Here is a 23,616-nt window from a genome sequence, read left to right as displayed (position 1 = left end):
CCTGCACCCGCCCTGCTGCGGGTGTTTTTTCGTTTGCACGCTATCCCGCTCGATCAGGAACCTCGTCTGTGTTACACCTTTTGAACGGTATCCCGCTCGATCAGGAACCTCGTCTGTGCTGCACCTTTTGAACGGTATCCCGCTCGATCAGGAACTTCACCTATGTTGCACCTTTTGAACGGTATCCCGCTCAATCAGGAACCTCGTCTGTGCTGCACCTTTTGAACGGTATCCCGCTCGATCAGGAACCTCGTCTGTGCTGCGCCTTTTGAACGGTATCCCGCTCGATCAGGAACTTCACCTGTGCTGCACCATTTGAACGGTATCCCGCTCGATCAGGAACCTCGTCTGTGTTACACCATTTGAACGGTATCCCGCTCGATCAGGTGTATTTTACGGCAGGCATATTATGGTGATCGAACTCCTTCGTTGTGCCAACACGGCACTATCCTGTTCGAAGGGGATACCGTTCAAACGCGTTAAAAGGAGGAAATACCCGTAACTACGGCGAGTTGGCCTGCAAGGCTATCTCTGAGAGTGCGCATCGCGCCTCGGAGACAGCTCGCACTGGTGCGCAGCAAAACAAAAAACCCCGCTCAAAATAAGCGGGGCTTAACTGACAAGGTAAACTTAAAACATGCTTGCAGGATGAATTATCAGCCTTGCAGCAGCAGCGTCTCCGGATCTTCGAGCATCTCCTTGACTGCAACCAGGAAGCGGACGGCTTCGGCGCCGTCGACGATGCGATGGTCGTAAGAGAGCGCGATGTACATCATCGGACGGATGGCGATCTCGGTGTTGTTGTTGATCGCGACCGGGCGATGCTGGATCTTGTGCATGCCGAGGATGCCGACTTGCGGTGCGTTCAGGATCGGCGTGGACAGCAGCGAGCCGAAAACGCCGCCGTTGGTGATCGTGAACGTGCCGCCTTGCAGGTCGGACAGCGCGAGCGAGTTGTTGCGCGCCTTGACGGCCAGGTCGGCGATGGAGCGCTCGATCTCGGCGAAGCTCAGACGGTCGGCGTCGCGGACGACCGGCACAACGAGGCCTTCCTTCGCCGATACGGCGATGCCGATGTCATAGAATTGCTTGGCGATGATATCGTCGCCGTCGATCTCGGCGTTCAGCAGCGGATACTGCTTCAGCGCGCCGACGACCGCCTTGGTGAAGAAGGACATGAAGCCCAGGTTGACTTCGTTCTTTTCTTTGAACGCATCCTTGCGGCGCTTGCGGACATCGAGGATGGCGCTCATGTCGACTTCGTTGAACGTAGTGAGCATCGCCGCCGTGTGCTGCGCTTCGACCAGGCGATTGGCGATCGTCTGGCGGCGGCGGGACATCTTCTTGCGCTCGTAAGGCTTGGCCGATTGGAAAGCAGGCGCAGCGGGCGCCTTGGCAGCAGGAGCCGCAGGCGCAGCCGCCGGGGCGGAAGGCTGCGTGCCGGCTGCCCGCACGTCCTCGGGGTAGATGCGGCCGAGCGGGTCGCGCGCTTGCGTCTGGCTCAGGTCGATGCCCTGCTCGCGAGCGAGCTTGCGGGCGGCCGGCGTCGCGGACGGTTGACCGGCAGCCGGCGTAGCGGCTGGTGCGGACGGCGCAGGCGTAGCGGCCGCAGGGGCCGGAGCTGCAGCCGGTGCAGGCGCAGCGGCCGCAGGAGCGGGAGCCGCAGCCGGTGCAGCGGCGGCGCCTTCTCCCTCGGCGATACGGCCGATGACTTGGCCGATCTGTACGGTGTCGCCTTCGCCAAACAGCAGCTCGGTGACGACGCCCGCTTGCTCGGCGCTAATCTCCAGATTTACCTTGTCGGTCTCGAGCTCAAGCAGCAGATCGCCCTGGCTTACTTTGTCGCCTGCTTTGACGGCCCAACGCGAGATCGTGCCTTCCGTTATCGATTCGCCCATTGCCGGTACTAGAATATCTGCCACTGCGGCTTACCTCCCCAGATTGTGAGTCAACGTCGGACTCTGCTTCAAAGATTGCGACACGATAAAGTTCTGCTCTTCCGAATGCACGTCCGCGAACCCGGTCGCCGGGCTCGCACGATCCGGACGGCCGATATATTTGATCTCTGCGCCGGAAGGCGCGATCTCGCGGATGCGGGACTCCATGAAGTTCCAGCCTCCCATGTTGCGGGGCTCTTCCTGCGTCCAGACGACTTCCCGGAGATTCGGGAAGCGGGCGAACACCTTTTTGATCTCGTCCGCCGGGAATGGATACAGCTGCTCGACACGGATAATGTGCAGCCAGTCGTGGTTGCCGTCCTTGCTCTTGGACAGCGCGTCCTCCAGATCGATGGCGACCTTGCCCGAGCAGAGCACGATGCGCTCGACGCGCTCCGGCTTCGCGCCGAGACCGGCTTGCTCGAGGATCGTCTTGAATCCGCCCTCGCCGAGCTCGGCTGCCGGAGAAGCGGCGCGCGGATTGCGCAGCAGGCTCTTCGGCGTCATGATGACGAGCGGCTTGGCTTCATCGGTGCCGACGATCGCGGCTTGGCGGCGCAGCAGATGGAAATACTGCGCGGCGCTCGACAGATTCGCTACCGTCCAGTTGTCCTCCGCAGACAGCTGCAGGAAGCGCTCGAGACGGGCGCTGGAGTGCTCCGGTCCTTGACCTTCGTAGCTGTGCGGGAGCAGCATGACCAGGCTCGAACGTTCGGACCACTTGGCCCGGCCGGACGAGATGAACTGGTCGAGAAGCACCTGGGCGACGTTGGCGAAGTCGCCGAACTGCGCCTCCCAGAGCACCATCGTCTCCGGCGAGTATACATTGTAGCCGTATTCGAAGCCGAGCACGGCCGATTCGGAGAGCGGGCTGTTGTGCAGCGCGAAGGAGGCCTTCGCCTGCGGCAGCGTATGCATCGGGCAGAACGTCTCGCCCGTCACCACGTCGTGCAGCACCAGATTGCGCTGAGCGAACGTCGCGGTCTCGGCGTCCTGGCCGGTCATGCGGATCGCGCGGCCGTCCGCGAGGATCGAAGCGAACGCCAGCGTCTCGGCATGGCTCCAATCGACTTTTTCCCCGTCGTTCAGCGCGCTCGCGCGGCGCTCCAGAATCTTCTGCAGCTTCGGATACAGCTTGAAGCCTTCAGGCCACTTGAGCAGGTCGGCATTCAGCTTGCGCAGCTTCGCCATCGGCACGCTTGTCGCCGATTTGGCGGCAGACGTCTTCTGCACGACCGCGTGCGACTGCGGTCCTGCGTGATTATCCTCAAGCTTCTTCATCTCTTCGAAGGCTTCCTTGAAGACCGCGAGCACGGCGTTCTTCGCCTCCTCGAACTGCGCCTCCGTCAGCTTGCCTTCCTTAACAAGACGGTTGGCGTACACGCGGCTGACGCCAGGGTGTGCCTTGACCTTCTTGTAAATCGTCGGCTGCGTAGGCTCGGGATCGAGCGTCTCGTTGTGGCCGTGGCGGCGGAAGCCGATCAAATCGATCAGGAAGTCTTTTTTGAAGATCTGTCTGTATTCGACCGCCATCCGGGCAGTTGCGATCACGGCTTCAGGGTCGTCCGCGTTGACATGGACGATCGGGATCTCGAAGCCTTTGGCAGGATCGCTCGAATATTGCGTCGAACGGGAATCCACGCTCTCGGTCGTGAACCCGATCTTGTTGTTGACGATGATATGAATCGTGCCGCCGATGCTGTAGGCGCGCAGCGAGCTGAGGTTCATCGTCTCGGTGACGATGCCTTCGCCAGGGAACGCGGCGTCGCCATGCATGACGATCGAGGCCGCGGCTTCGATGTTCTGCTTCGGATAGCCGGGCTGGGAGCGGTCGTCCTGAGCGGCGCGGGCGAAGCCCTGCACGACCGGATTGACGTACTCCAGATGGCTCGGGTTGTTCGCGAGCACGACGCGGGTCTCGCCGCCCTTCGTGTTTTTGAATGCATGGCGGGCGCCCAGGTGATACTTCACATCTCCTGTACCGCCCGGCTCGAACGTGAAGGTCCCTTCCGTCGGAGACTTCTTGCCGCTCGATGCGGAGTGCTGGAACTCGGCAAAAATCTTGGTCAGCGGCTTCTTCAAAATGTGCGCAAGCACGTTCAGGCGGCCGCGGTGAGCCATGCCGATCGCAATATCGGAATTGCCCTGATCCGCCAAATCCCGCACCATGCGGTCAACCATGGCGATCAGCGCATCGTTGCCTTCGACGGAGAAGCGCTTGACGCCGATGAACGTCTTCTGCAGGAAGTCTTCGAACAGCTCGGCTTCAAGCAGACGCTTGAGCAGATCGGCGCGTTCCGCTGCGCCGATCTGCTGCGCAGGAATCCGCTGTTCGGCGTAGTTATTCAGCCACTTGCGCTCGACTTCGTCGGCGACATGGCTGAATTCATAGGCGATCGTGCCGCCATAAACTTCCTTGAGCCTGGCGATCGCCTCGGCCCCGTTCTTCAGACCGGCGGGAGCGGCTTCCCATACGAGGTCCGCGGGCAGCGCCGCGAGCTCGCCGTACGTCAGTCCGTAGGTCTCGGGCTCGAGCACCTTCGTCGACGGCTTGGGACCGATGCCGAGCGGATCGATGTCCGCGGCCAGATGTCCGTACGTGCGGATGTTCCACACGAGCTTGCCCGCGACGACTGCGTTGCGAAGCTGACGTACATCCATAGCGACAGCCGCCCCCGGCACCGAGGGGGCTGGGCCCCGGACCGAGCGCGGCGGCTCGCCCCACGCTTTGAATTGTTCGCGGTATTCTGGCGCGACCGATGCCGGATCGCGAAGGTAAAGTTCGTATTGCTCTTCGATGTAGCCAAGGTTCGGGCCGTAGTACTTCGCCCATGGGTTCTGATGGTCTTGCTCGCCATTCGCCATTTGTGTGATCCCTCGGTCTTCTATAAAAGTTATTAATTGAGCATAGCGGTATCGCTTATCCACCATGATTATATAGCATTTGTTCGCGACATTAAAATAAGGATTTCCTATCGTTATGATCTCAAAATGAGATCGTTCGCCATCTGCACAGATGCAGTCAAGTATGCCCATATAACGAGCAATATTATCCATGGAACCGGAACATTGGCAAAATTGCAGCAGACCGTCCCGGCGAATGGCGGCCACATGGACCTCACGCAAAAATACCCGGATGCGGCCGATATCAATCGGCGCCTCCGGGCAATTAACGGCGCGGCGAGCCAGAATTAGAAGTTCAGCCAGCGCTTGAACATATGCTTGGTCGTATCGCGGTTGATCGCCGCGATCGATGTCGTGAGCGGGATGCCCTTCGGGCAGGAGCGCACACAGTTCTGCGAGTTGCCGCAGCCTTCGATGCCGCTCTCGTCTTCCATGAGCGCCTCGAGACGCTCATGCGCGTTCATCTCGCCCGTCGGATGGGCATTGAACAGGCGCACCTGCGAGATCGGCGCCGGGCCGATGAAGCTCGAACGATCGTTGACGTTCGGGCAAGCTTCGAGGCATACGCCGCACGTCATGCACTTGGACAGCTCGTAAGCCCACTGGCGCTTGGTCTCGGCCATCCGCGGACCCGGTCCGAGATCGTACGTGCCGTCGATCGGAATCCAGGCTTTGACCTTCTTGAGTGCGTTGAACATACGCTCGCGATTGATGACCAGGTCCCGTACGACCGGGAACGTGGACATCGGCTCGACGCGGACCGGCTGCTCGAGCTTGTCGATGAGCGCGGAGCAAGCCTGACGCGGCTTGCCGTTGATAACCATCGAGCAGGCGCCGCACACTTCCTCGAGACAGTTGGATTCCCAGACGACCGGCGTCGTCTTGGAGCCGTCGGCCTTGACCGGATTCCGCTGAATCTCCATCAGCGCGCTGATGACGTTCATGTTCGGGCGGTACGGAATCTCGAATTCCTCGGTATAGGGAGCGGCGTCCGGCTTCTCCTGACGCTTGATGATGAACTTGACGGTGCGCTTGGCCGTAGCGGTAGCAGTATCTGCCATCGGTTAGCCCTCCTTCTTCTTGTTCGAGGAGTAGTCCCGTACCCGCGGCTTGATCAGGGACGTGTCGACGTCCTCGTACGAGATCTGCGGGCCTTCCGGCGTCCAGGTCGCCTTGGTCGTCTTCAGGAACTCCTCGTCGTTGCGGTCCGGGAACTCCGGCTTGTAGTGCGCGCCGCGGCTCTCGTTGCGCAGCAGGGCGCCTACCGTCATCGCCTCGGCCAGCTCCAGCATGTTCCACAGCTGACGGGTGAAGGCGACGCCGGCATTGTTCCAGCGGGCCGTATCGTTGATGTTGATCTTCGTATAGCGCTGCTTGAGCTCCTTGATCTTCCCGATCGTCTTCTCGAGACGGTCGTTGAAGCGGACGACCGTCATGTTGTCCGTCATCCACTCGCCCAGCTCCTTGTGCAGGACGTAGGCGTTCTCGGAGCCGTCCATCTTGAGGATGGACTCGTACTTGTTCGCTTGCTTGGAGCGCTCGCGCTCGAATACCGATTCGGAGACGTCGTCGGAAGACTTCTTGAGACCCTTGATGTATTCGACCGCCTTCGGTCCCGTGACCATGCCGCCGAAGATGGCGGACAGCAGCGAGTTCGCGCCCAGACGGTTCGCGCCGTGATACTGGTAGTCGCATTCGCCGCAGGCGAACAGACCCGGGATGTTGGTCATCTGGTTGTAGTCGACCCACAGACCGCCCATCGAGTAGTGAACGGCCGGGAAAATTTTCATCGGGATCTTGCGCGGATCGTCGCCCGTGAACTTCTCGTAGATCTCGATGATGCCGCCCAGCTTGACGTCCAGCTCCTTCGGATCTTTGTGCGAGAGGTCGAGGAACACCTTGTTCTCGCCGTCGATGCCGAGCTTCTCGTCGACGCACACCGAGAAAATCTCGCGGGTCGCGATATCGCGGGGCACGAGATTGCCGTACGCCGGATACTTTTCTTCGAGGAAGTACCACGGCTTGCCGTCCTTGTACGTCCAGATCCGTCCGCCTTCGCCGCGCGCGGATTCGCTCATGAGGCGGTTCTTGTCATCGCCGGGAATGGCCGTCGGGTGAATCTGGATGAACTCGCCGTTGGCGTAGTGCACGCCCTGCTGGTAGACGGCGCTGGCCGCCGTGCCGGTGTTGATGACCGAGTTGGTCGTCTTGCCGAAGATGATGCCCGGGCCGCCGGTCGCGAGGATGACCGCATCGCCGCGGAACGTGACCGTCTCCATGGAGCGCAGGTCCTGCGCCGCGATGCCGCGGCAGACGCCGTCGTCGTCCAGGACGACGGACGTGAATTCCCAGTGCTCGAACTTCTGCACAAGCCCCGCCACTTCCCAGCGGCGGACCTGCTCGTCCAGCGCGTAGAGCAGCTGCTGGCCGGTCGTCGCGCCCGCGAACGCCGTCCGGTGGTACTGCGTGCCGCCGAACCGGCGGAAGTCGAGCAGACCTTCCGGCGTACGGCTGAACATGACGCCCATCCGGTCCATCAGGTGGATGATGCCGGGCGCCGCTTCGCACATCGCCTTGACCGGCGGCTGGTTCGCCAGGAAGTCGCCCCCGTATACCGTATCGTCAAAGTGCTCCCACGGGGAGTCGCCTTCGCCCTTCGTATTAACAGCTCCGTTGATGCCGCCTTGGGCGCATACGGAGTGGGACCGCTTGACCGGCACGAGCGAGAACAGATCGACCCGCATGCCGGCTTCCGCCGCCTTGACCGTCGCCATCAGACCCGCGAGTCCGCCGCCGACGACAATGATTTTCTGATTAGCCATTGCTGATTCTCCCTCCGATCAACCTAACAAACCGACGACAGCCGTCTGCGCCGCCGCGAACTCGTCGCTGCGGAACGCGAACAGCGACAGCAGGAACAGCACGGCGACGATCGCGAAGATGCCCATGCAAATATTCGACGATACCCGCTGCGCGCGCGGACCGACCGTAATGCCCCACGACACCAAGAAAGCCCACAGGCCGTTGGCGAAGTGGAAAACGGCGGCGAGGACCGCGATAAAGTAAATGGTGAAGTAGACGGGCTGGGTCACGATGTTATGCATGTGCTGTCCGATCTCTTCGTTGGTCGTGTTGCCGAGCGCGACTTGGACGCGCGTCTGCCAGATATGCCAGGCGACGAATACGAACGTGATCACGCCGGTAATCCGCTGCAGCGCGAACGCCCAGTTGCGTCCGTAGCTGTACCGCCCCGTGCTGTAATTCGACGTAAACGCGAGATACAGGCCATAGACGCCGTGGAACAGGATCGGCAGCCAGATGACGAACAACTCGAGGAAAAAGATGAGCGGCATGTCGTGCAAGCTCTTGACGCTGTCTACGAAGCCATCCTTGCCGTGCTCGAACGCGGAGTAATTCGTCAGGGCGTGTTCAATGATGAACAATCCGAGCGGAATCACTCCCAAGAGCGAATGAATCTTGCGCGCGTAAAACGAGTTTCCTTTCATATCGGTGAGCGTTCTCCTTTCGATCCGTGCGTTGTCACGAATTCTTCACGGTTTATAGGTTACTCCATTTTCGCTTATAATGGAACTGCTTATTTATTATTAAAACTTATGACGAATAGACATAAGCGCGGAGGTTATTCCCAAATGCTGGACGATATGAGAGTATTCGCGACTGTCGTGGAGCAGAGCAGCCTCAATCGGGCGGCCGAGCGGCTCAACGTGACCCAGCCTGCGCTGTCCCGGCGGATCGCCAGACTCGAGCGGGAGCTGGGCGTCGATCTGTTCCGACGCGTCGGCAAGCGGCTGGAGCTGACGGCGGCCGGGCAATTCACGTATGAGTTCGCGCTGGAGCTGCGCCGGTTCCACGGCGATTACCTGCAGCGACTCAACGCCTTCAAGACGGCGGAGGCGCCCGTCGCGACGATCGGCGCGAGCCTGACGACGCTGCAGACGACATTGCCCGAGCTGATCACCGCGATGACGGACAAGCATCCGAATCTCGAGATCAAGGCGGTGACAGGCAAGTCCCACGAGATTGCGACGCTCGTCAAGGAGCGCAGGGTCGACTTCGGCCTCGTGGCCTCCTCGGTTGAGGACGACCCGGCCATTACGAGCACGCCCCTTTTCGACGATACGGTCGTACTGGTGCTGCCCCGCTCGCACTTCATCGTCGAGCGCACGCAGTTGTCCATGAGCGACCTCAACGGGCTGCCGATGATTCTGTTCGCGCCGGGGACGTGGTACCGCAATCTGACGGACGAGCTGTTCCGCCAGTACAGCGTGAAGCCCGACGTCCGCATGGAGATCGACTCGTTCGAGGCGATCGTCCGCCTGCTTGGCGCGAGCCGCACGGGTACGATGCTGCCCAAGTCGTATCTGCGTCCGCAGATGCTGAGCGACAACGATCTCTACGTCGTCCGCATCCGCGAGCTTGAGGAGTTCAAGCGTACGACCTCGCTCATATACGGCGATCTCGCCTGGCTCGCGCCATCGACGCGTTATTTAATTGAAGAGACGATCGCCCTGTTCGCCAGAGGACGTCTGCAGAGCTGATCTGGACCGGCTTGGCGCTTGCCGCCCAATTCTCATCTTTCTCATCGTACACGCATATTCGCCGCCAGCCCGCCGTTTCCAGATGAGAGACGCTCTCAGATATCCTCGGGCTGCCAGACGAGGCGGCTATTACCACTTAACCCGATTCGAGGGGGCGTGCTATTCTGGTCCCAACGAATGAACTGGAAGGTGGAAATTAGAACATGAAATATCGTCTGGGGCTGCGAGCCGCCGCCATCGCGCTGGGAGCCGCGCTGCTGCTGCCCGCCGCCGCATCCTATGCCGCCACGACCTACACCGCGACCGACAACGACACGTTCTGGACGCTGTCCAAGAAGTTTAACGTACCGCTCGACAAGCTGATGAGCTTCAACCCGAAGGTCAAGGCGACGAACATCTACGCCGGCCTCAAGCTGTCGATCCCCGCGCCAGCGGCGCAGGCAGCGGCTCCGGCCAAGCCGGCCATGGTCGTCAAGACGACCTCGGGCGAATCTCTCGCCTATGCCACGGCAATCAAGATGAAGGCGACTGCCTACTCCGCCGCGATCGAAGAGAATGCCTGGGGCCCGATCGACTACTTCGGCAATCCGCTCAAGCTGGGCACGATCGCCGTCGATCCGAAGGTCATCCCGCTGGGCACCAAGGTATACATAACCGGCTACAGCTTCGACGGCTTGCCGGTCGGCGGCATGACCGCCGTCGCCAGCGATGCCGGCAGCGCCATCAAGGGCAATCGGATCGATATTTTCCTGCCTGGCACCCGGCAGGAGGTCAGCCAGTTCGGCATCCAGTACGTCAACCTGTACGTGCTCAAGTAATCCGTAACCGAAGCCGTATGCGCGTGAGACCGCGAACGCCCTGGACCAAGGGCATTCGCGGTCTTCTTGTCGCTGCGCGCTGCCCGCGCTCCGTCTTCGCCTCCGCAGGTCTTCCCTGTCTCTTATCGCCCGGACTCCCGCCGCCGTTCGGGCAGCCGCTCGGGAATGTGCAGCAGTTCGGGCACCGTGACCAGTTCGTAGCCCTGCGCGCGCAGCCGGTCGATCAATAGGGGCAGCGCCTTGACCGTGCCGAACAGGTTCTGGCCCGCGCCGCCGCCCGCATGCATCAGGATGATCGATCCCGGCCGCACGCCCGAGACTGCGTTGCGGAGCACGATGCTGGCAGGCAGCTGGCGCCAATCGGAGGAGTCGACGTCCCAATTTACGACCGTATACCCCCGGGACTTGGTCCACTCCAGCTGCGCGGGCCCGATATCGCCGTATGGCGGACGGATCATCGCCGGCTCGAAGCCCGCGATGCGCCGGATGACGCCCCCGGTACGCTCGATCTCCCTTCTCACCTCGGGCAGGCTCAGCTTCGGCAACTGAGGATGCGTGTAGGTGTGGTTGCCTACCGCATGGCCTTCGCTGACGATCCGCTTCAGCTGTCCGGGGTGCTTGTGCGCCCGGCTGCCGACGACGAAGAAGGTCGCCCGCACGCGCTTGCGCTTGAGCACGTTCAGCACGAGCGGCGTGTATCTCTGATCGGGCACGTCGTCGAACGTCAACGCCACGCGCCGCCCGCCGGATGCCGAGGCGCGCAGCACGAACACGCCCCGATACCGCCGCTGCAGCTCCGACCAGTTGACCGGCGCCTCCCGCTTTTTGCGCTTCTCTGCGTGCGCCGCTGCGGCCGTATGCTCATATCCGCCTCCGCCGCGGGCTTCCGCAGGTATCTCCGCCGCTCCCCACAGAATCGCGGCAGAACATAGGGCCGCAAGCAGCCTTTTCCACCTGTTCCGAATCCGTATAATGTTCATCCACCCCTGTCGCCTAAGGCAGCGTTGCCGTTAGCGTGAGCGAATGACGCCCATATCATACCTCCGTCCCCGAACCGATCCAATCCGCCCCTGCCGAGCAGCTTGCAGCCGCCGGCAGGCAGACAGCCTGCTATCGGACACCTGCCATCGGACGCCTGCTATCGGACGCCTGACGTTTGGCACTTTACTGCCCGATCGCCTCCTGGAACGTCTCGATCTGCCGGTTCGTGCCGATGACGACCATGATGTCGCCCTCGGCGAGCACGTCCGATGCCGTAGGCGCGACGATCATTCCCTTGGGCTTGTTCAGCGCCACGATGCTGCAGCCGTACCGTCCGCGGGGATTCGTCTCCTCGATCGACTTGCCCGCCAGACACGCGGGCACGTTCAGCTCGGCGATCGTGTACTTGTCCGACAGCTCGATGTAGTCGAGCAGATTCGGAGACACGAGCTGATGGGCGACGCGTATGCCCATATCCCGCTCCGGATAGACGATGCGGTCGACGTCCATCCGCTCGAGCACGCGTCCGTGCAGCTCCGACACCGCCTTGGCGACGACCTTCTTGACGCCCAGCTCCTTGAGCAGGATGGCGGCCAGTATGCTCGCCTGCACATCGTCCCCGATGGCGACGACGCCGCAGTCGAAGTTGCGCGCGCCGATCGAGCGCAGCGTATCCTCGTCCGTCGCGTCGGCGACGACGGCATGCGTGAGGACGCCGCTCATCTCCTGCACCTTCTCCTCGTCCCGGTCCACGCCGAGCACCTCGTAGCCCAGCTCGATCAGTTCTTTGCCGATGCTCGCCCCGAACCGGCCGAGGCCGATGATTACGAATTGGTTCATCTTCATGAGTGTGCGCACTTCGCTTTCGTTATCCGATGATGATCTTGCCTTCCGCTTCCCTGTACAGCACCTTGTCCCGCCGCGGCACGAGCGCATAGCCGAGCGTCAGCGGTCCGAGCCGGCCCATGAACATCATCAGCATGATGACGATCTTGCCGAAAAGGGACAGATCCGCCGTGAGCCCCAGCGTCAATCCTACCGTGCCGAAGGCGGACACGACCTCGAACAGGATCATGAGAAAGTGGTGGTCCTCCGTCGTCGACAGTATCATCGTCGCCGTGAGCACCAACGCCACCGCAAGCAGGGTGAGGGTAAGCGCCTTGTACACTCGCTCCTGCGCGAGCCGGTATTTGAACATGACGACGTCCTCCCGGCCGCGGATGATCGCCCATACTGCGCCGAGAAGCGCGGCGAACGTCGTCGTCTTGATGCCGCCCCCCGTCGAGCCCGGCGAAGCCCCGATGAACATCAGGAGGATGATGAAAAACTGCGTCGCCTGGCGCAGCGCGGGCAGGTCCAGCGTATTGACGCCGGCGGTACGCGGACCGACCGACTGCATGAACGCCGACAAAATCTTAGTACCCGTATCCAGCGGCTTCATCGTCCCCGGATTCGAATATTCGAATGCGAATATGACGAGCGCGCCGAAGAGAATGAGCGAGCCGGACATCGTCAGCACGACCTTGGAATGCAGCGACAGCCTGCGTCCCCGCCGCATATCCGTCAGATCCGCCAGCACGACGAAGCCGAGGCCGCCCGTGACGATGAGCGCCATCGTCACTAGATTGACCCAAGGATCGTCGACGTAGACGGTCAGGCTCCTGAAGCTGCCCATCAGGTCGAACCCGGCGTTGTTGAAAAAGGAAACCGCATGAAAAACGCCGTAGTATATCGCCCGGCCGGGGCTCATATCTCTAAGGAAGCGCAGTGAGAAAACCAATGCGCCCGCAGCCTCGATCGACAGCGCATAGAGGACGACTCGCCGGACGAGCCGGACGATGCCCTCGATGCTGCCCTGATTGAGCGCCTCCTGCAGGATCAGCCGCTCCTTGAGCGAGATGCGCCGCTTCAGGAAAAAGGCGAACAGCGTCGCCATCGACATGAAGCCGAGGCCCCCGATCTGAATCATAACGAGGATGACGGCCTGGCCGAACGTCGAATAGTGATCGCCGGTATCGACGACGACCAGCCCCGTCACGCAGGTCGCCGATGTCGCCGTGAAGAGCGCGTCGATGTAGCGTGTCGGCTGTCCGTCGCTGGCAGCGGCAGGCAGCTGGAGCAGAAAGGAGCCGAGCGCAATAATAAAAGCAAAGCCGATGGCCAGCGTCCTCGGAGGAGACGCGACCAGCCATTTGAATATGTTGTTGAACATGCCGCGTCCCTCCTTCGCCGTCCGGCTATCCGATAATGATGCGGCCCTCGGCATGACGATAGAGCGTTCGGCCGGACTTGGTGCCGAGCGCGTAGGTCATCGTCAACGGCCCGAGGCGCCCCATGAACATAAGCAGGATAATAATAATCTGCCCGAACGCCGACAGATCGCCCGTAATGCCCGCAGACAGCCCGACGGTCGCATAAGCGGACATAACCTCGAACAGGATGAGCAGGAAAGCCTGATTCTCCGTGATCGAGAGGATCATGACCGACGTGATGACGATCGCGAGCGACAGCATCGTGACCGTGATCGCGCGGTTCACCTTGGCACGCTCGATGCGCAGTCCGAGCAGCACGACGTCCGTGCGTCCGCGCAGCATCGCCCATACGGCGGCGGCGAGCACGGCGAACGCGGTCGTCTTGATGCCGCCGCCCGTCGAGCCCGGCGAGGCGCCGACGAACATGAGGAGCACCATCGCGAACTGCGTCGCGTCGCGGAGCGAGCCGATATCGACGGTGCTCACGCCGGCCGAGCGGGTGGAGACGGATTGCAGCGCCGCCGCGAGCAGCTTGTCGCCGAATGCGAGCGGGGCAAACGTGGACTCGTTCGTATATTCGAAAATAAAAATTGTGATCGTGCCCAGCACGATGAGGAACGCCGATACCCAGAGCACGACTACGGAATGATAAGACAGCTTGCGCCGCGTCCGCAGCTCGACCAGGTCGGACAGCACGACGAAGCCGACGCCGCCCAGTACAATCAGCGCCATGGCGACAATATTCATAAACGGATCTCCGACGTAGTCCGTCATGCTGCGGAAATCGCCGAACAGATCGAAGCCCCCGTTGTTGAAAAAGGAGACGCTATGAAAAACGCCGTAGTACAAAGCTTTGCGGAAATGCATGTCCTGCATAAAGCGCGCGGTGAACAGCAGCGCGCCGACCGCTTCGATGCAGAGCGCATAGATCAGCACGCGGCGAACGAGCCGCACGATGCCCTCGAGGCTGCCCTGGTTCATCGCCTCCTGGAGCACAAGCCGGTCCTTGAGCGACAGCCGGCGTCCGGCAAAAAAGGCGAACAGCGTGCCCATCGTCATAAAGCCGAGCCCGCCCAGCTGTACGAGAATCAGAATGACCCACCGCCCGAAGACGGAAAAGTAGCCCAGCGTGTCCAGACGTGTCAGTCCGGTCACACAGGTGGCCGAGCTCGAGATGAAAAAGGCTTCGAGCCACGGCGTCGACTCGCCCGACACCGTGGAGACGGGCAGCCGAAGCAGCAGCGCGCCGATGGTAATAATGACGGCGAAGCCGATCGTCAATACCCGGGGCGGCGAAGCGTATAGCCACCTGATGATTTTCTTGAACAATTGCTTCACCTCATGACGGCAATCGCGATATGCGCGCAAAAAAAGACACTGGAGCTCCAGTGCCTTCGCACAGTAGTCCTGTCTGGCAGCCTACGAGGTTAGCTGACGGGTTCGGGCCAGAACAGGCTGCCCTATCCGGCGCTGCGCGCTCGGAATTCACCCCGGATGATGCGGTGGTTCCCCCGTTTTCTTTGCGGAAATTCGGCTGGGTAGTATGATGGAATTAAACAATTAAATCGAATTATAGTCTGTCCGTCCAAGACACACAACGTCAGAAAAGCGAAAAATCGCCTTGAATGAAGATATACCGCCGTTCTATGGCGATTAAACTTCATTTTTACGAGGATTCAGCTTCTTTCTCTTGTTTTGGCTGCCCTTTACCGCGATAATCTGCGTAATGGCTAGAATCGTTATTTAAATGGCGGATGTATGCGTTTTTTTAGAATAATACGGAATCGGAGTGGACCATTTTGAGATCAGCCCGTTGGATTATCGCCGCCGGAATCGGACTTTTTTTATTCGTTTGTCTGCAAGTATTGCCCGCGATCGTCCCCGCTATGAAAGACGACGCTGCAGGTTCGGTCTCCCGCGGAGAGGCTAAGAGGCTCGCGGTCTCGTACGCCGAGACGCACTGGCAACTGACGCCGGACCGTGTGAAGGATGTGACCGTGACGCATATGGGCGACGATCGGATGGCCGCCTATCTGACCAAGCACAAGCTGACCAAGGAATTCGACAGCAACTGGGACGCCAGCTATCCGATGGATGTGTATGCGGTCGACCTGCGTACGGACGGCGGCATCCATCGCGTCCTGCTCCATATGGAGACGGGCGCCGTCGTCGGATGGGCCGCGAGCGCCGGTGCCATGTCCGACGAGGACAAGGCGGCGGTCAGAGATGCGGAAGGCCTGACGGCCCAAGCGCTGGCATGGCTCAAAAAACAGCCGGCGTATGACGCATCGGCATGGGAGCCCATCGGCCGCGTCACGGACACCGGCGCGGTCATCCTGCAAAGCCGCAAGGCCGGTCTTGTCGATGCGCATCTGCAGCTGCTCGTGAAGCCGGATGCAGTCCTGAGCTACCGGTACGAGATGCCGCAGGGATTCGCCGCCGAGATCGCAAGGCAGCACAAGACCGCCGACAAGCTGTCCATGGTTGGCTTCCTGCTGCCGCAGATCGTCCTGTTCGTGCTGGCCGTCGTATACGCTGCGGCCTGCCACGGCTGGTCCTCGTTCAAGCGCGGACTGTTCCTCTCCTCCGCCTTCCTCGTCATGTACGCAGGGTTCATGTTCAACCTGCGCCCGGGATTGCGCGCCGGGGCGTCCGATAACGACACGATGTTCGTCTCCGAGAGCAGCGTGTCCGCGCTGCTCGCCGTCAACATCGTCATTTTTTTCGTGCAGGCGCTGCTCACCTACTTCGCCGCCGTCGGCGGCGACGGGCTGTGGCGTTCGATGGGCCGCTCGCTCTGGCCGCGGTGGCAGGAGAGCGACTACGGCAGCCGGGTCAAGACCGCCATGAAGCAGGGCTACATGCTCGCCGTCATCCTGCTGGGCGCGCAGACCGTCGTGCTGACCGCGCTCAGCCTGCTGCTCGGCAGCTATTACGGCTCGGACGACAGCCAATCCGTCTACAACATGTACTATCCGTGGCTGCTCCCGCTGCTCGCCTGGTGCGCCGGCATCTCCGAAGAGATACAGACCCGGTTCTTCGGCATCGGCATGGTCCGCAAGTGGCTGGATTACTTGAGCAAGGCCATCCTTCGCAGAGATGCCGGCATCGCCGGCGCCCGGATGCTGATGACGATCGCCTACGTGCCCGCGACGGTCGTATGGGCGTTCGGCCATGTCGGCTACGCCGTCTATCCGTGGCAGACCCGATTCATCGAGCTCATGATCATCGGCGCCCTGTTCGCCTGGTTCATGCTGCGCTTCGGGCTGATGACCGTCATCTTCGCGCATGTCGTCCTCGACTCCGCGCTCATGTCCTTGCAGCTGCTGTCCGACGGCCTGTCGTCCGACAACCTTGCAGGCATCGTCAGCCTGCTGCTGCCGGCGGCGATCGCGCTGCTGATCGCTTGGGCGCATGACAGGCGGCGCGCGAAGCATGCGGGCGGCGGATCTGACCCCGGCTCACTAACCCGAATATGAGCCGACGCGACTTTCTTATATCGTTTTCACAAGCTTTTTCTTTTCCATACGTGCGTAAACGACCAGCCCCGAAGTCAGAAAGGGAGCGGCGGCGACAAAAAAGATCCACATCCGCCGAATGACGGTCCATAACGCCAGGTCGCGCATAACCGCAAACCGAACGTGAGCTTCGAGCTCAGGCACATTACTGATCAGCGTGATGCCATACTTCCCTTCCTCAGGCACGACAAACCGGTATACCGACTTGCTCTTTTGGCGGTTTAATTGAAAAGTGGTGCTGTCATTCGCTTGCACATTCAAGGAGCGTTGACCGTCGTCAACCATTGCCACGATGGACTTGGATAATCCTTCCATTGGCCCGGCTGCGGCTCCCGCTTCGCCGTAATCATAAAATATTTGATACGGTCCCTGCTGCAAATGGACGATCGTTTTGGCGTTCAGTACCAGATATTCGCGATGATTCAGGGTTTTGATCAGCGAGAACATGCCTGTCGCAATGCCAGCGACGATGATGCATTCGGCCAAAATAAGCAGGGAGAACTGCCGCAAAAATAACTTCATAGGTTTAGCCCCTGTTATGCGGAATTAGAATATCACAACTGATTATGCACGAAATGGAAGGTAAACGCACAACAATTTAAAAGCGCGCCGCAATAAAGTCCGCAGCGCGCTTTTTATTTTCAGAAGCTTCCGTTATTCTACGCGGCTCCCCTACAAGTTAAAGCTCATCCAGCAGCCTCGTTCTCGTGACCGGGTCGTCGAAGTTCCAGCGGCTGTCCAGGGTGTGGACTTGGCCGTTTCGGACGGCGGGCAGCGTCTTCCACAGGCTGCCGGCGAGCAGCTCCTCCGCTTGCTTCTTGGTCTCCGCCTCGCCGTCCTGAAGCAAGTACAGCTGATCGCCGATGTAGTCGGGCAGCACCTCGGCCGAGATTTCCGCGAACCGCTCGTCCTTGCCGATCATCGCCTTCACCTTTTCCGGCGGCACGTAGCCGAGCGCGTCGTACAACGTAACGCTCAAGCCTTGATGGCCCATCACATACATCGTCTTGCCCATGAGCAGCAGCACGGTTGCCGTCTGCCCCTGCTTGCCTTCTTCGGAGAGCCGGTCCTTGACCTGCTTCACTTTGTCGTCGTAGCTGGCGATATACGCATCCGCGGCTTCCTTTTTCCCGAGCACGTCGGCGATCTCGCGCATCCGGTCGAAGCCGCCGTTCTGGCCGATCGCGACCGTCGCCGCGATCTTGGCGAGCGGCGCCACGCCCTGGTCGTCCCAGTCGTTGTAAAGGATCAGATCCGGGTCCAGCGCCGTGATCTTCTCCAGGTTCGCCGGATAGCCGACGTCCGCGATGCCCTCCAGCAGGTCGCCGTAGTCGACCTGGGTGCCGATGACGCTCAGGCTGGCGCCGGCAGGCTTGACGCCGATGGCGAGCAGATCGCCCGGATCGCTGCCGACGTAGACGATCCGCTGCGGCTCGACCGGCACGGTGACTTCGCGGCCCTGGGTGGGCATCCTTGACCAGCTTCGTGCCCGCGTCCGACGGGGATGCCTCGCCTGACTGCGAGGCCGAAGGCGATGAGGAAGACGCCTGCTCCGAGGCCGTCGCCGTCGGCGAAGCGGAGCCGCCGGCCGCACTGCCGCCGTTGCTGCTGCCGCACGCGCCCAGCGCGATGGCTAACAGGAGTATGCTGCACAAGCTCAACGATCTTTTTGTCCGCAAAATAATAACCCCCGCATTTTTATCGATAATGATAATCGTTATCACTATAAACGATGCAAAAAGGCCCGTCAACCCTTTTATCGCCTCATGTACGGGGCAAAGCGTAGGCAGGGTTTGACGAGCTGGAATTACCATCCAAGGCTGGGAGGGGCGGATGGCCGATGTACTGTCGATGGGAAGCACACGCGGGCGCCGCCGGGGCCGGGCTATGCGAATATAAAGCGCATCAGCTCGTCGGCGCAGACGGCTCCGCCGCCTCGTTCTCCTCCTCGTTCAGCGCCGCCAGGATGCGCAGGGCGAGCGCTTCGCCGATGGAGACGGCTTTGAAGTCTGCCGCCGACGCCTCGCGGATCGCCTTGAGCGAGCCGAAGTGCTTGAGCAGCTGCTTGCGCCGCTTCTCGCCGATGCCGGGGATCGCGTCGAGGCGCGACGCGATCATCGACTTGCCCCGCTTTTCCCGGTGGAACGTGATCGCGAAGCGATGCACCTCGTCCTGGATGCGCTGCAGCAGGTAGAACTCCTGGCTGTCGCGGGGCAGCGGCACGACCTCGGCCGGATCGCCGACGAGCAGCTGCGCGGTGCGGTGCTTGGCGTCCTTGGCGAGACCGCACACGGGCACGAACAGGCCCAGCTCGTTGTGCAGCACGTCGATCGCGGCGCCGATCTGGCCCCGGCCGCCGTCGATGACGATCAGGTCCGGCAGCGGCAGCCCTTCCTTGAGCACGCGCTCGTAGCGTCTGCGCACGACCTCCCGCATCGTCTCGTAGTCGTCGGGCCCCGTCACTGTCCGCACGTTGTACTTGCGATACTCCTTGCGATCCGGCTTGCCGTCGGTGAAGACGACCATCGCGGAGACGGGCGACGCGCCCTGCATGTTGGAGTTGTCGAATGCCTCGATCCGGTGCGCCGAAGGGATGTTCAGCCACTCCGCGAGCCCTTCGGCCGCCTTGACGCTGCGCTCCTGGTCGCGCTCGATCATGCGGAATTTCTCCTCGAGCGCGACCTTGGCATTGTCGGCGGCCATCGCCACGAGATGGCGCTTCGAGCCCCGCCTCGGCACGGATACCTTGATCTTCAGCCAGCTGCGCAGCGATTCGCCCAGCTCGCCGCCCGATTCGTCGTCAGTTGCCGCGCCTTCGGCGGCTTCGGACTGACCCGCTCCGTCCCCCGGCTGCGCATCCTCCGCTTCATCTGCGGAAGCCGCGACCCGCTCGATCAGCGCGTCGTTCAGCTTGCCGCCGGCGGCCATGACACCCGAGCTCTCCGCAGCAGGTATGCCCTCCGCATCCGCCGCCTCTCCCGGAGCCACAGGCAGCAGCACTTCTCGCGGCAGCGCCGGATTTTCCGAATAATATTGGGCAACATAGGTCATGAAGTCCTCATAGGCTTCCCCATAATAAGGGAAGACGGACACGTGACGCTGGATCATCTTGCCCTGGCGCATATACAGTATCTGCACGCACATCCAGCCTTTGTCCACCGCATAGCCGAACACGTCGCGGTCCTTGGCGTCGGTCATCGTGATTTTCTGCTTTTCCATGAGCGCTTCGATCGCCTGGATCTGGTCGCGGTATTCGCGCGCGCGCTCGAACTCGAGATTGCCCGCAGCCTCCTCCATCTTGCGCTGCAGCTGGCGCTTGATGTCGCCGTGGCCGCCGTTCAGAAACCTCGCCACCTCCGCGATCATGCGCTCGTACTCGGTGGGCTCGACCGGGTATTCGCACGGGGCGACGCATTGCCCGAGATGATAGTAGAGGCAGACCTTGTCCGGCAGCGTATTGCACTTGCGAAGCGGGTACAGCCGATCGAGCAGCTTCTTGGTCTCCTGCGCGGCGAATGCGTTCGGATAAGGTCCGAAGTACTTGCCCTTGTCCTTGAGCACCCGGCGCACGACCTCCAGCTTCGGATGCTTCTCGCTCGTAATCTTGATGTATGGAAAGGACTTGTCGTCCTTGAGCAGCACGTTGTAGCGCGGCATATGCTCCTTGATCAGATTGCACTCGAGGATGAGCGCCTCCATATTGCTGCCGGTGACGATGTACTCGAAGTCCCGGATCTCGCTCACGAGCCGCTGCGTCTTGCCGTTGTGGCTGCCGATGAAGTAGGAGCGGACGCGATTCTTGAGCACCTTGGCCTTGCCGACGTAGATGATGACGCCCTCCGCGTTCTTCATCAGATAGCAGCCCGGCTGATCCGGCAGCAGCGCGAGCTTGTTGCGTATATGTTCGGCCGCCTGCTCGCGGCTCGGCAGGGGCGGGTTGGATTGGACGTCCATGTTGACTGAAGCCTCCCGAGATAGATGAGTTCGGCAGGATGACGACCGCCGATGCGATCATGTGATCCCGTATTTTCTATTGTACCACAGAAGAAAAGAGTTGCTTTACAAGCGTTTGCGAAGTTGGGTATACTAACGGTAATGACTTGTTTCAGGAGGATTTCCCCATGGACAATTATGTACAAGATCCGCGCCAGCACGTGAACGAAGAACCCCGCGACGACCTGCAGGATCTCGTATTCGGCTTCGGCGGCATGTTCGGCTTCATGTTCCTCGTGTTCCTGATCGCCGTGATTATCAAGCAGGTTATTTCCTAAATCTCCATCCCGAGACTGCGAGCAGAGCACCCGTTCCTACCGGAACCGGGTGCTTTTTAGCGTGCACGCACCGCTGTGTCGCCGATGGCACGGTACTTGCGAACAATCCGAATAATCGATAACTCCCCGCCCTCCGCCAGCCTTGATTTTGAGAATAATCCGAATACTTGGCGATTTAACGAATGCTGCCTGCATGCTACATTGATGCTGCGTCGCCGGCCGGTCCGGTGAATGGGAGTGTCGGCATCGGTGCCGGGGCGCATGCGGATTGACGGGAGGTGGCGGATGAGACCTGAGCGTACTGCGAACGTGACGTAACGAGTCTGCACGCAATACCATTCTGAGGAGGGATACGATGAAAAAGAAATTGACGCTGCTTGTGCTCATTTTGCTGCTCACAAACTCGGCCTTCGCTTTTGCAGCACCTAAGATTAATACGTTCGAGCGGCCTGCAAGAGGAAGCGCTTATACACTGAGCCAATGGGCGCTGGACGGCTGGAACGCTCCCTGGGACAACGGCATGAGCACCCGCACATGGATCGACGGCTACAACTTCAATCATTCCGGCGGCCAGTCGCTTCGCGTCTTCTATCCGAAGGGACAGATCGATCCGGCCAACTCGGGCGCCCAGGCGCCATTCGAGGTGACGCCGGGCAGGGAATATTATTTGTCCTACTGGGTCCGGTTCAGCAGCGATTACAGCTGGGGCACGACCGAGTTCGCAGGCAAGCTCGGGCTCGGTCTGGCCGGCGGCGCGGCATGCTCCGGCGGGCAGGCTTGCACCGGGTACAACGGCTTCAGCTCGCGCATGATCTGGCGCAGCGGCGGGCAGGCGGCCATCTACTATTATCATATGGGCAACGCCGGGCAATATGGCGACTACGCGGTGCTCAAGAACAGTAACGGATCGGATATTTATTATCCCAAGGGCACATGGGTCAACATCGTCCAGCGTCTGAAGGTGAACACGGTCACAAACGGGAATGCCAACCCCGACGGCGAGATTCAGATCTGGTACAACGGCGTGTCGGCCGCGAACATCACCGGGCTGCGCTTCGTGCGGAATACCGATCTCGTGGACAAGGCGTACTTCTCCTCCTTCTTCGGCGGCGCTGCGGCTTCCTTCGCGCCCGCCAACGATTCGTACGTCTGGTACGACGATCTGAAGGTGTCCACGAACAAGGCGGACATATGCGAGCTGAGCGTGGGCGGGTGCTATACACGTACCTTCCAGGCGGAGAATTATACGTCGATGAGCGGGGTCATGACCGAACCCACCCCGGATACGGGCGGCGGGCAAAATGTCGGCGGCATCGACAGCCAGGACTGGATCGCCTTCAGCAACGTGCAAATTCCAAAAACCGGTACCTATCTCGTTGAATACCGCGTCGCATCACCCAACAGCAACGGCAAAATCTCGCTGGATATTAACGCGGGGGCCACTGTGCTGGGAGAAGTCGATGTGCCGAACACCGGCAGCTGGTCGAGCTACCGCACAGTCTCGCATGTCGTGCAGATCACGGCGGGCACCTATCCGTTCGGCATCTACGCCGTGACAGGCGGATTCGATATCAACTGGTGGAAAATCACGCAGCTGTACTAAAGGACCTGACCGCAGCAAACGGGATGAAGCGCCCTGCTTCATCCCGTTTTTATTGGAGCTTATGGCCGGCAGGTCGGCGTCATCGGTCATATCTGCTACAAAACGGTCGATGCCGCCTATCAAGAGACGTTGTCCTATATGAATATGTCCTTCGTGCTCAACCCGCAGACGCTGGCATTCTCGGATCTCAAGATTATCGGGACCCGCTCCTGTTACCCGGATGGACCGGCCAAGATGAGCAACTTGACGGACTGCACCTTCACCTACGGCATCGAGATGCACCCCCACGGCGGAGCCGATCTGTACAGCGGCATCGGCGACACGGAAGTCGGCCGGATTGTCATCGATTATCCGTTCGCGGGCGAAGGACGTATCGTGGACCGGCTTGGCAGGTAATGCGGCATGAAAAAACGGAAAGCAGCAGGCGCGGTTTGCCTGCTGCTTTCCGTTTTTTTGGCGCTGTGCGCGGCGATTGCACACTCGCTGGGGTGGCGCTGTCTCGCGCAGCCGCATAACCCTTGGCTCGGCGACGATCGAGGCAAAGAATTCCTAGATAGAGCTACTTCGCCGGGGTGCAGCGACGATTGAGGCAAAGAAGTCCTAGATAGAGCTACTTCGCCCGGGTGCGGCGCCGATTGAGGCGAAGAAGTCCTAGGTAGAGCTACTTCGCCGGGGTGCAGCGACGATCGAGACAAAGAAGTCCTAGATAGAGCTACTTCGCCCGGGTGCGGCGCCGAATGAGGCGAAGAAGTCCTAGGTAGAGCTACTTCGCC

Annotated in this window: 19 protein-coding genes and 1 riboswitch; of the genes, 7 read left to right on the top strand and 12 right to left on the bottom strand. The window is 60.7% G+C overall.

The genetic code is table 11. From position 1 onward, the window contains the following. Positions 1–656 precede the first annotated feature (656 nt). From odhB to VQ071_RS24105, 5 genes are all read right to left on the bottom strand, one after another. The gene (gene odhB / locus VQ071_RS24125; RefSeq protein ID WP_340516800.1) at positions 657–1,922 is read right to left on the bottom strand and encodes a 2-oxoglutarate dehydrogenase complex dihydrolipoyllysine-residue succinyltransferase; all 1,266 of its coding nucleotides are present in this window, start codon (positions 1,920–1,922) and stop codon (positions 657–659) included. Between the two features lie 6 nt (positions 1,923–1,928). After that, positions 1,929–4,802, bottom strand: coding sequence for a 2-oxoglutarate dehydrogenase E1 component (locus tag VQ071_RS24120; protein ID WP_340516799.1), 2,874 nt, complete (start codon positions 4,800–4,802; stop codon positions 1,929–1,931). Between the two features lie 326 nt (positions 4,803–5,128). Further along, the gene (gene sdhB / locus VQ071_RS24115; protein ID WP_340516798.1) at positions 5,129–5,902 is read right to left on the bottom strand and encodes a succinate dehydrogenase iron-sulfur subunit; all 774 of its coding nucleotides are present in this window, start codon (positions 5,900–5,902) and stop codon (positions 5,129–5,131) included. A 3-nt stretch (positions 5,903–5,905) separates the two neighbouring features. Then, positions 5,906–7,663: a succinate dehydrogenase flavoprotein subunit gene (gene sdhA, locus VQ071_RS24110; RefSeq protein ID WP_340516797.1), complete on the bottom strand. Its 1,758-nt coding sequence runs from the start codon at positions 7,661–7,663 to the stop codon at positions 5,906–5,908. Between the two features lie 18 nt (positions 7,664–7,681). Next, a complete protein-coding gene (locus VQ071_RS24105; RefSeq protein ID WP_340516796.1) occupies positions 7,682–8,347 on the bottom strand; it encodes a succinate dehydrogenase cytochrome b558 subunit in 666 nt (221 codons plus the stop codon). Positions 8,348–8,491: 144 nt separating this feature from the next. Between VQ071_RS24105 and VQ071_RS24100 the strand changes: the two genes are divergently transcribed. Together VQ071_RS24100 and VQ071_RS24095 are read left to right on the top strand one after the other, a co-directional pair. After that, the gene (locus VQ071_RS24100; protein WP_340516795.1) at positions 8,492–9,400 is read left to right on the top strand and encodes a LysR family transcriptional regulator; all 909 of its coding nucleotides are present in this window, start codon (positions 8,492–8,494) and stop codon (positions 9,398–9,400) included. Positions 9,401–9,603: 203 nt separating this feature from the next. Continuing rightward, complete coding sequence (locus tag VQ071_RS24095) at positions 9,604–10,218, top strand: 3D domain-containing protein (RefSeq protein WP_340516794.1); 615 nt, start codon at positions 9,604–9,606, stop codon at positions 10,216–10,218. Between the two features lie 122 nt (positions 10,219–10,340). Here the strand turns inward: VQ071_RS24095 and VQ071_RS24090 are convergent, their stop codons facing one another. From VQ071_RS24090 to VQ071_RS24075, 4 genes are all read right to left on the bottom strand, one after another. Beyond that, positions 10,341–11,198 carry a polysaccharide deacetylase family protein gene (locus VQ071_RS24090; RefSeq protein ID WP_340516793.1) on the bottom strand — a complete coding sequence of 286 codons (858 nt, stop codon included), beginning with the start codon at positions 11,196–11,198 and terminating at the stop codon, positions 10,341–10,343. Between the two features lie 184 nt (positions 11,199–11,382). Continuing rightward, positions 11,383–12,045, bottom strand: coding sequence for a potassium channel family protein (locus VQ071_RS24085; protein WP_340516792.1), 663 nt, complete (start codon positions 12,043–12,045; stop codon positions 11,383–11,385). Between the two features lie 22 nt (positions 12,046–12,067). Beyond that, the gene (locus VQ071_RS24080) at positions 12,068–13,411 is read right to left on the bottom strand and encodes a TrkH family potassium uptake protein (RefSeq protein WP_340516791.1); all 1,344 of its coding nucleotides are present in this window, start codon (positions 13,409–13,411) and stop codon (positions 12,068–12,070) included. A gap of 25 nt (positions 13,412–13,436) precedes the next feature. Then, complete coding sequence (locus VQ071_RS24075; protein ID WP_445293332.1) at positions 13,437–14,780, bottom strand: TrkH family potassium uptake protein; 1,344 nt, start codon at positions 14,778–14,780, stop codon at positions 13,437–13,439. A 73-nt stretch (positions 14,781–14,853) separates the two neighbouring features. After that, a riboswitch (cyclic di-AMP (ydaO/yuaA leader) is annotated at positions 14,854–14,997 on the bottom strand. Positions 14,998–15,337: 340 nt separating this feature from the next. On the opposite strand from VQ071_RS24075, the gene VQ071_RS24070 reads away from it, so the two are divergent. Further along, entirely contained in the window at positions 15,338–16,930 is a 1,593-nt protein-coding gene (locus VQ071_RS24070) for a hypothetical protein (protein WP_340516790.1), read from the top strand. Positions 16,931–16,945: 15 nt separating this feature from the next. On the opposite strand, the gene VQ071_RS24065 is transcribed toward VQ071_RS24070, so the two are convergent. Together VQ071_RS24065 and VQ071_RS24060 are read right to left on the bottom strand one after the other, a co-directional pair. Continuing rightward, on the bottom strand, positions 16,946–17,491 hold the full coding sequence (locus VQ071_RS24065) for a hypothetical protein (protein ID WP_340516789.1): 546 nt from the start codon (positions 17,489–17,491) through the stop codon (positions 16,946–16,948). A 157-nt stretch (positions 17,492–17,648) separates the two neighbouring features. Beyond that, entirely contained in the window at positions 17,649–18,440 is a 792-nt protein-coding gene (locus VQ071_RS24060; RefSeq protein WP_340516788.1) for an ABC transporter substrate-binding protein, read from the bottom strand. A gap of 2 nt (positions 18,441–18,442) precedes the next feature. Between VQ071_RS24060 and VQ071_RS24055 the strand changes: the two genes are divergently transcribed. Beyond that, positions 18,443–18,766 (top strand): hypothetical protein, encoded by a 324-nt coding sequence (locus VQ071_RS24055; RefSeq protein WP_340516787.1) that lies wholly within the window; start codon positions 18,443–18,445, stop codon positions 18,764–18,766. A gap of 108 nt (positions 18,767–18,874) precedes the next feature. Here VQ071_RS24055 and uvrC read toward each other — a convergent pair whose 3' ends face one another. Next, positions 18,875–20,923, bottom strand: coding sequence for an excinuclease ABC subunit UvrC (uvrC, locus tag VQ071_RS24050; RefSeq protein ID WP_340516786.1), 2,049 nt, complete (start codon positions 20,921–20,923; stop codon positions 18,875–18,877). A gap of 167 nt (positions 20,924–21,090) precedes the next feature. Between uvrC and VQ071_RS24045 the strand changes: the two genes are divergently transcribed. The 3 genes from VQ071_RS24045 to VQ071_RS24035 all read left to right on the top strand — a co-directional run bounded on the left by VQ071_RS24045 (position 21,091) and on the right by VQ071_RS24035 (position 23,239). Further along, positions 21,091–21,240, top strand: a complete 150-nt coding sequence (locus tag VQ071_RS24045; protein ID WP_090110524.1) for a YqzM family protein — start codon at positions 21,091–21,093, stop codon at positions 21,238–21,240. A gap of 355 nt (positions 21,241–21,595) precedes the next feature. Continuing rightward, complete coding sequence (locus tag VQ071_RS24040) at positions 21,596–22,843, top strand: carbohydrate-binding protein (protein WP_340516785.1); 1,248 nt, start codon at positions 21,596–21,598, stop codon at positions 22,841–22,843. 33 nt (positions 22,844–22,876) lie between these two features. Next, complete coding sequence (locus VQ071_RS24035; RefSeq protein WP_340516860.1) at positions 22,877–23,239, top strand: DUF1861 family protein; 363 nt, start codon at positions 22,877–22,879, stop codon at positions 23,237–23,239. Positions 23,240–23,616 lie beyond the last annotated feature (377 nt).

Origin of the sequence: Cohnella sp. 56 (assembly GCF_037963805.1) — a bacterium.
Lineage (GTDB): Bacteria > Bacillota > Bacilli > Paenibacillales > Paenibacillaceae > Cohnella.
The sequence above is the reverse complement of the archived record's forward strand: the minus strand, read 5'-3'. Positions and strand labels throughout refer to the sequence as shown.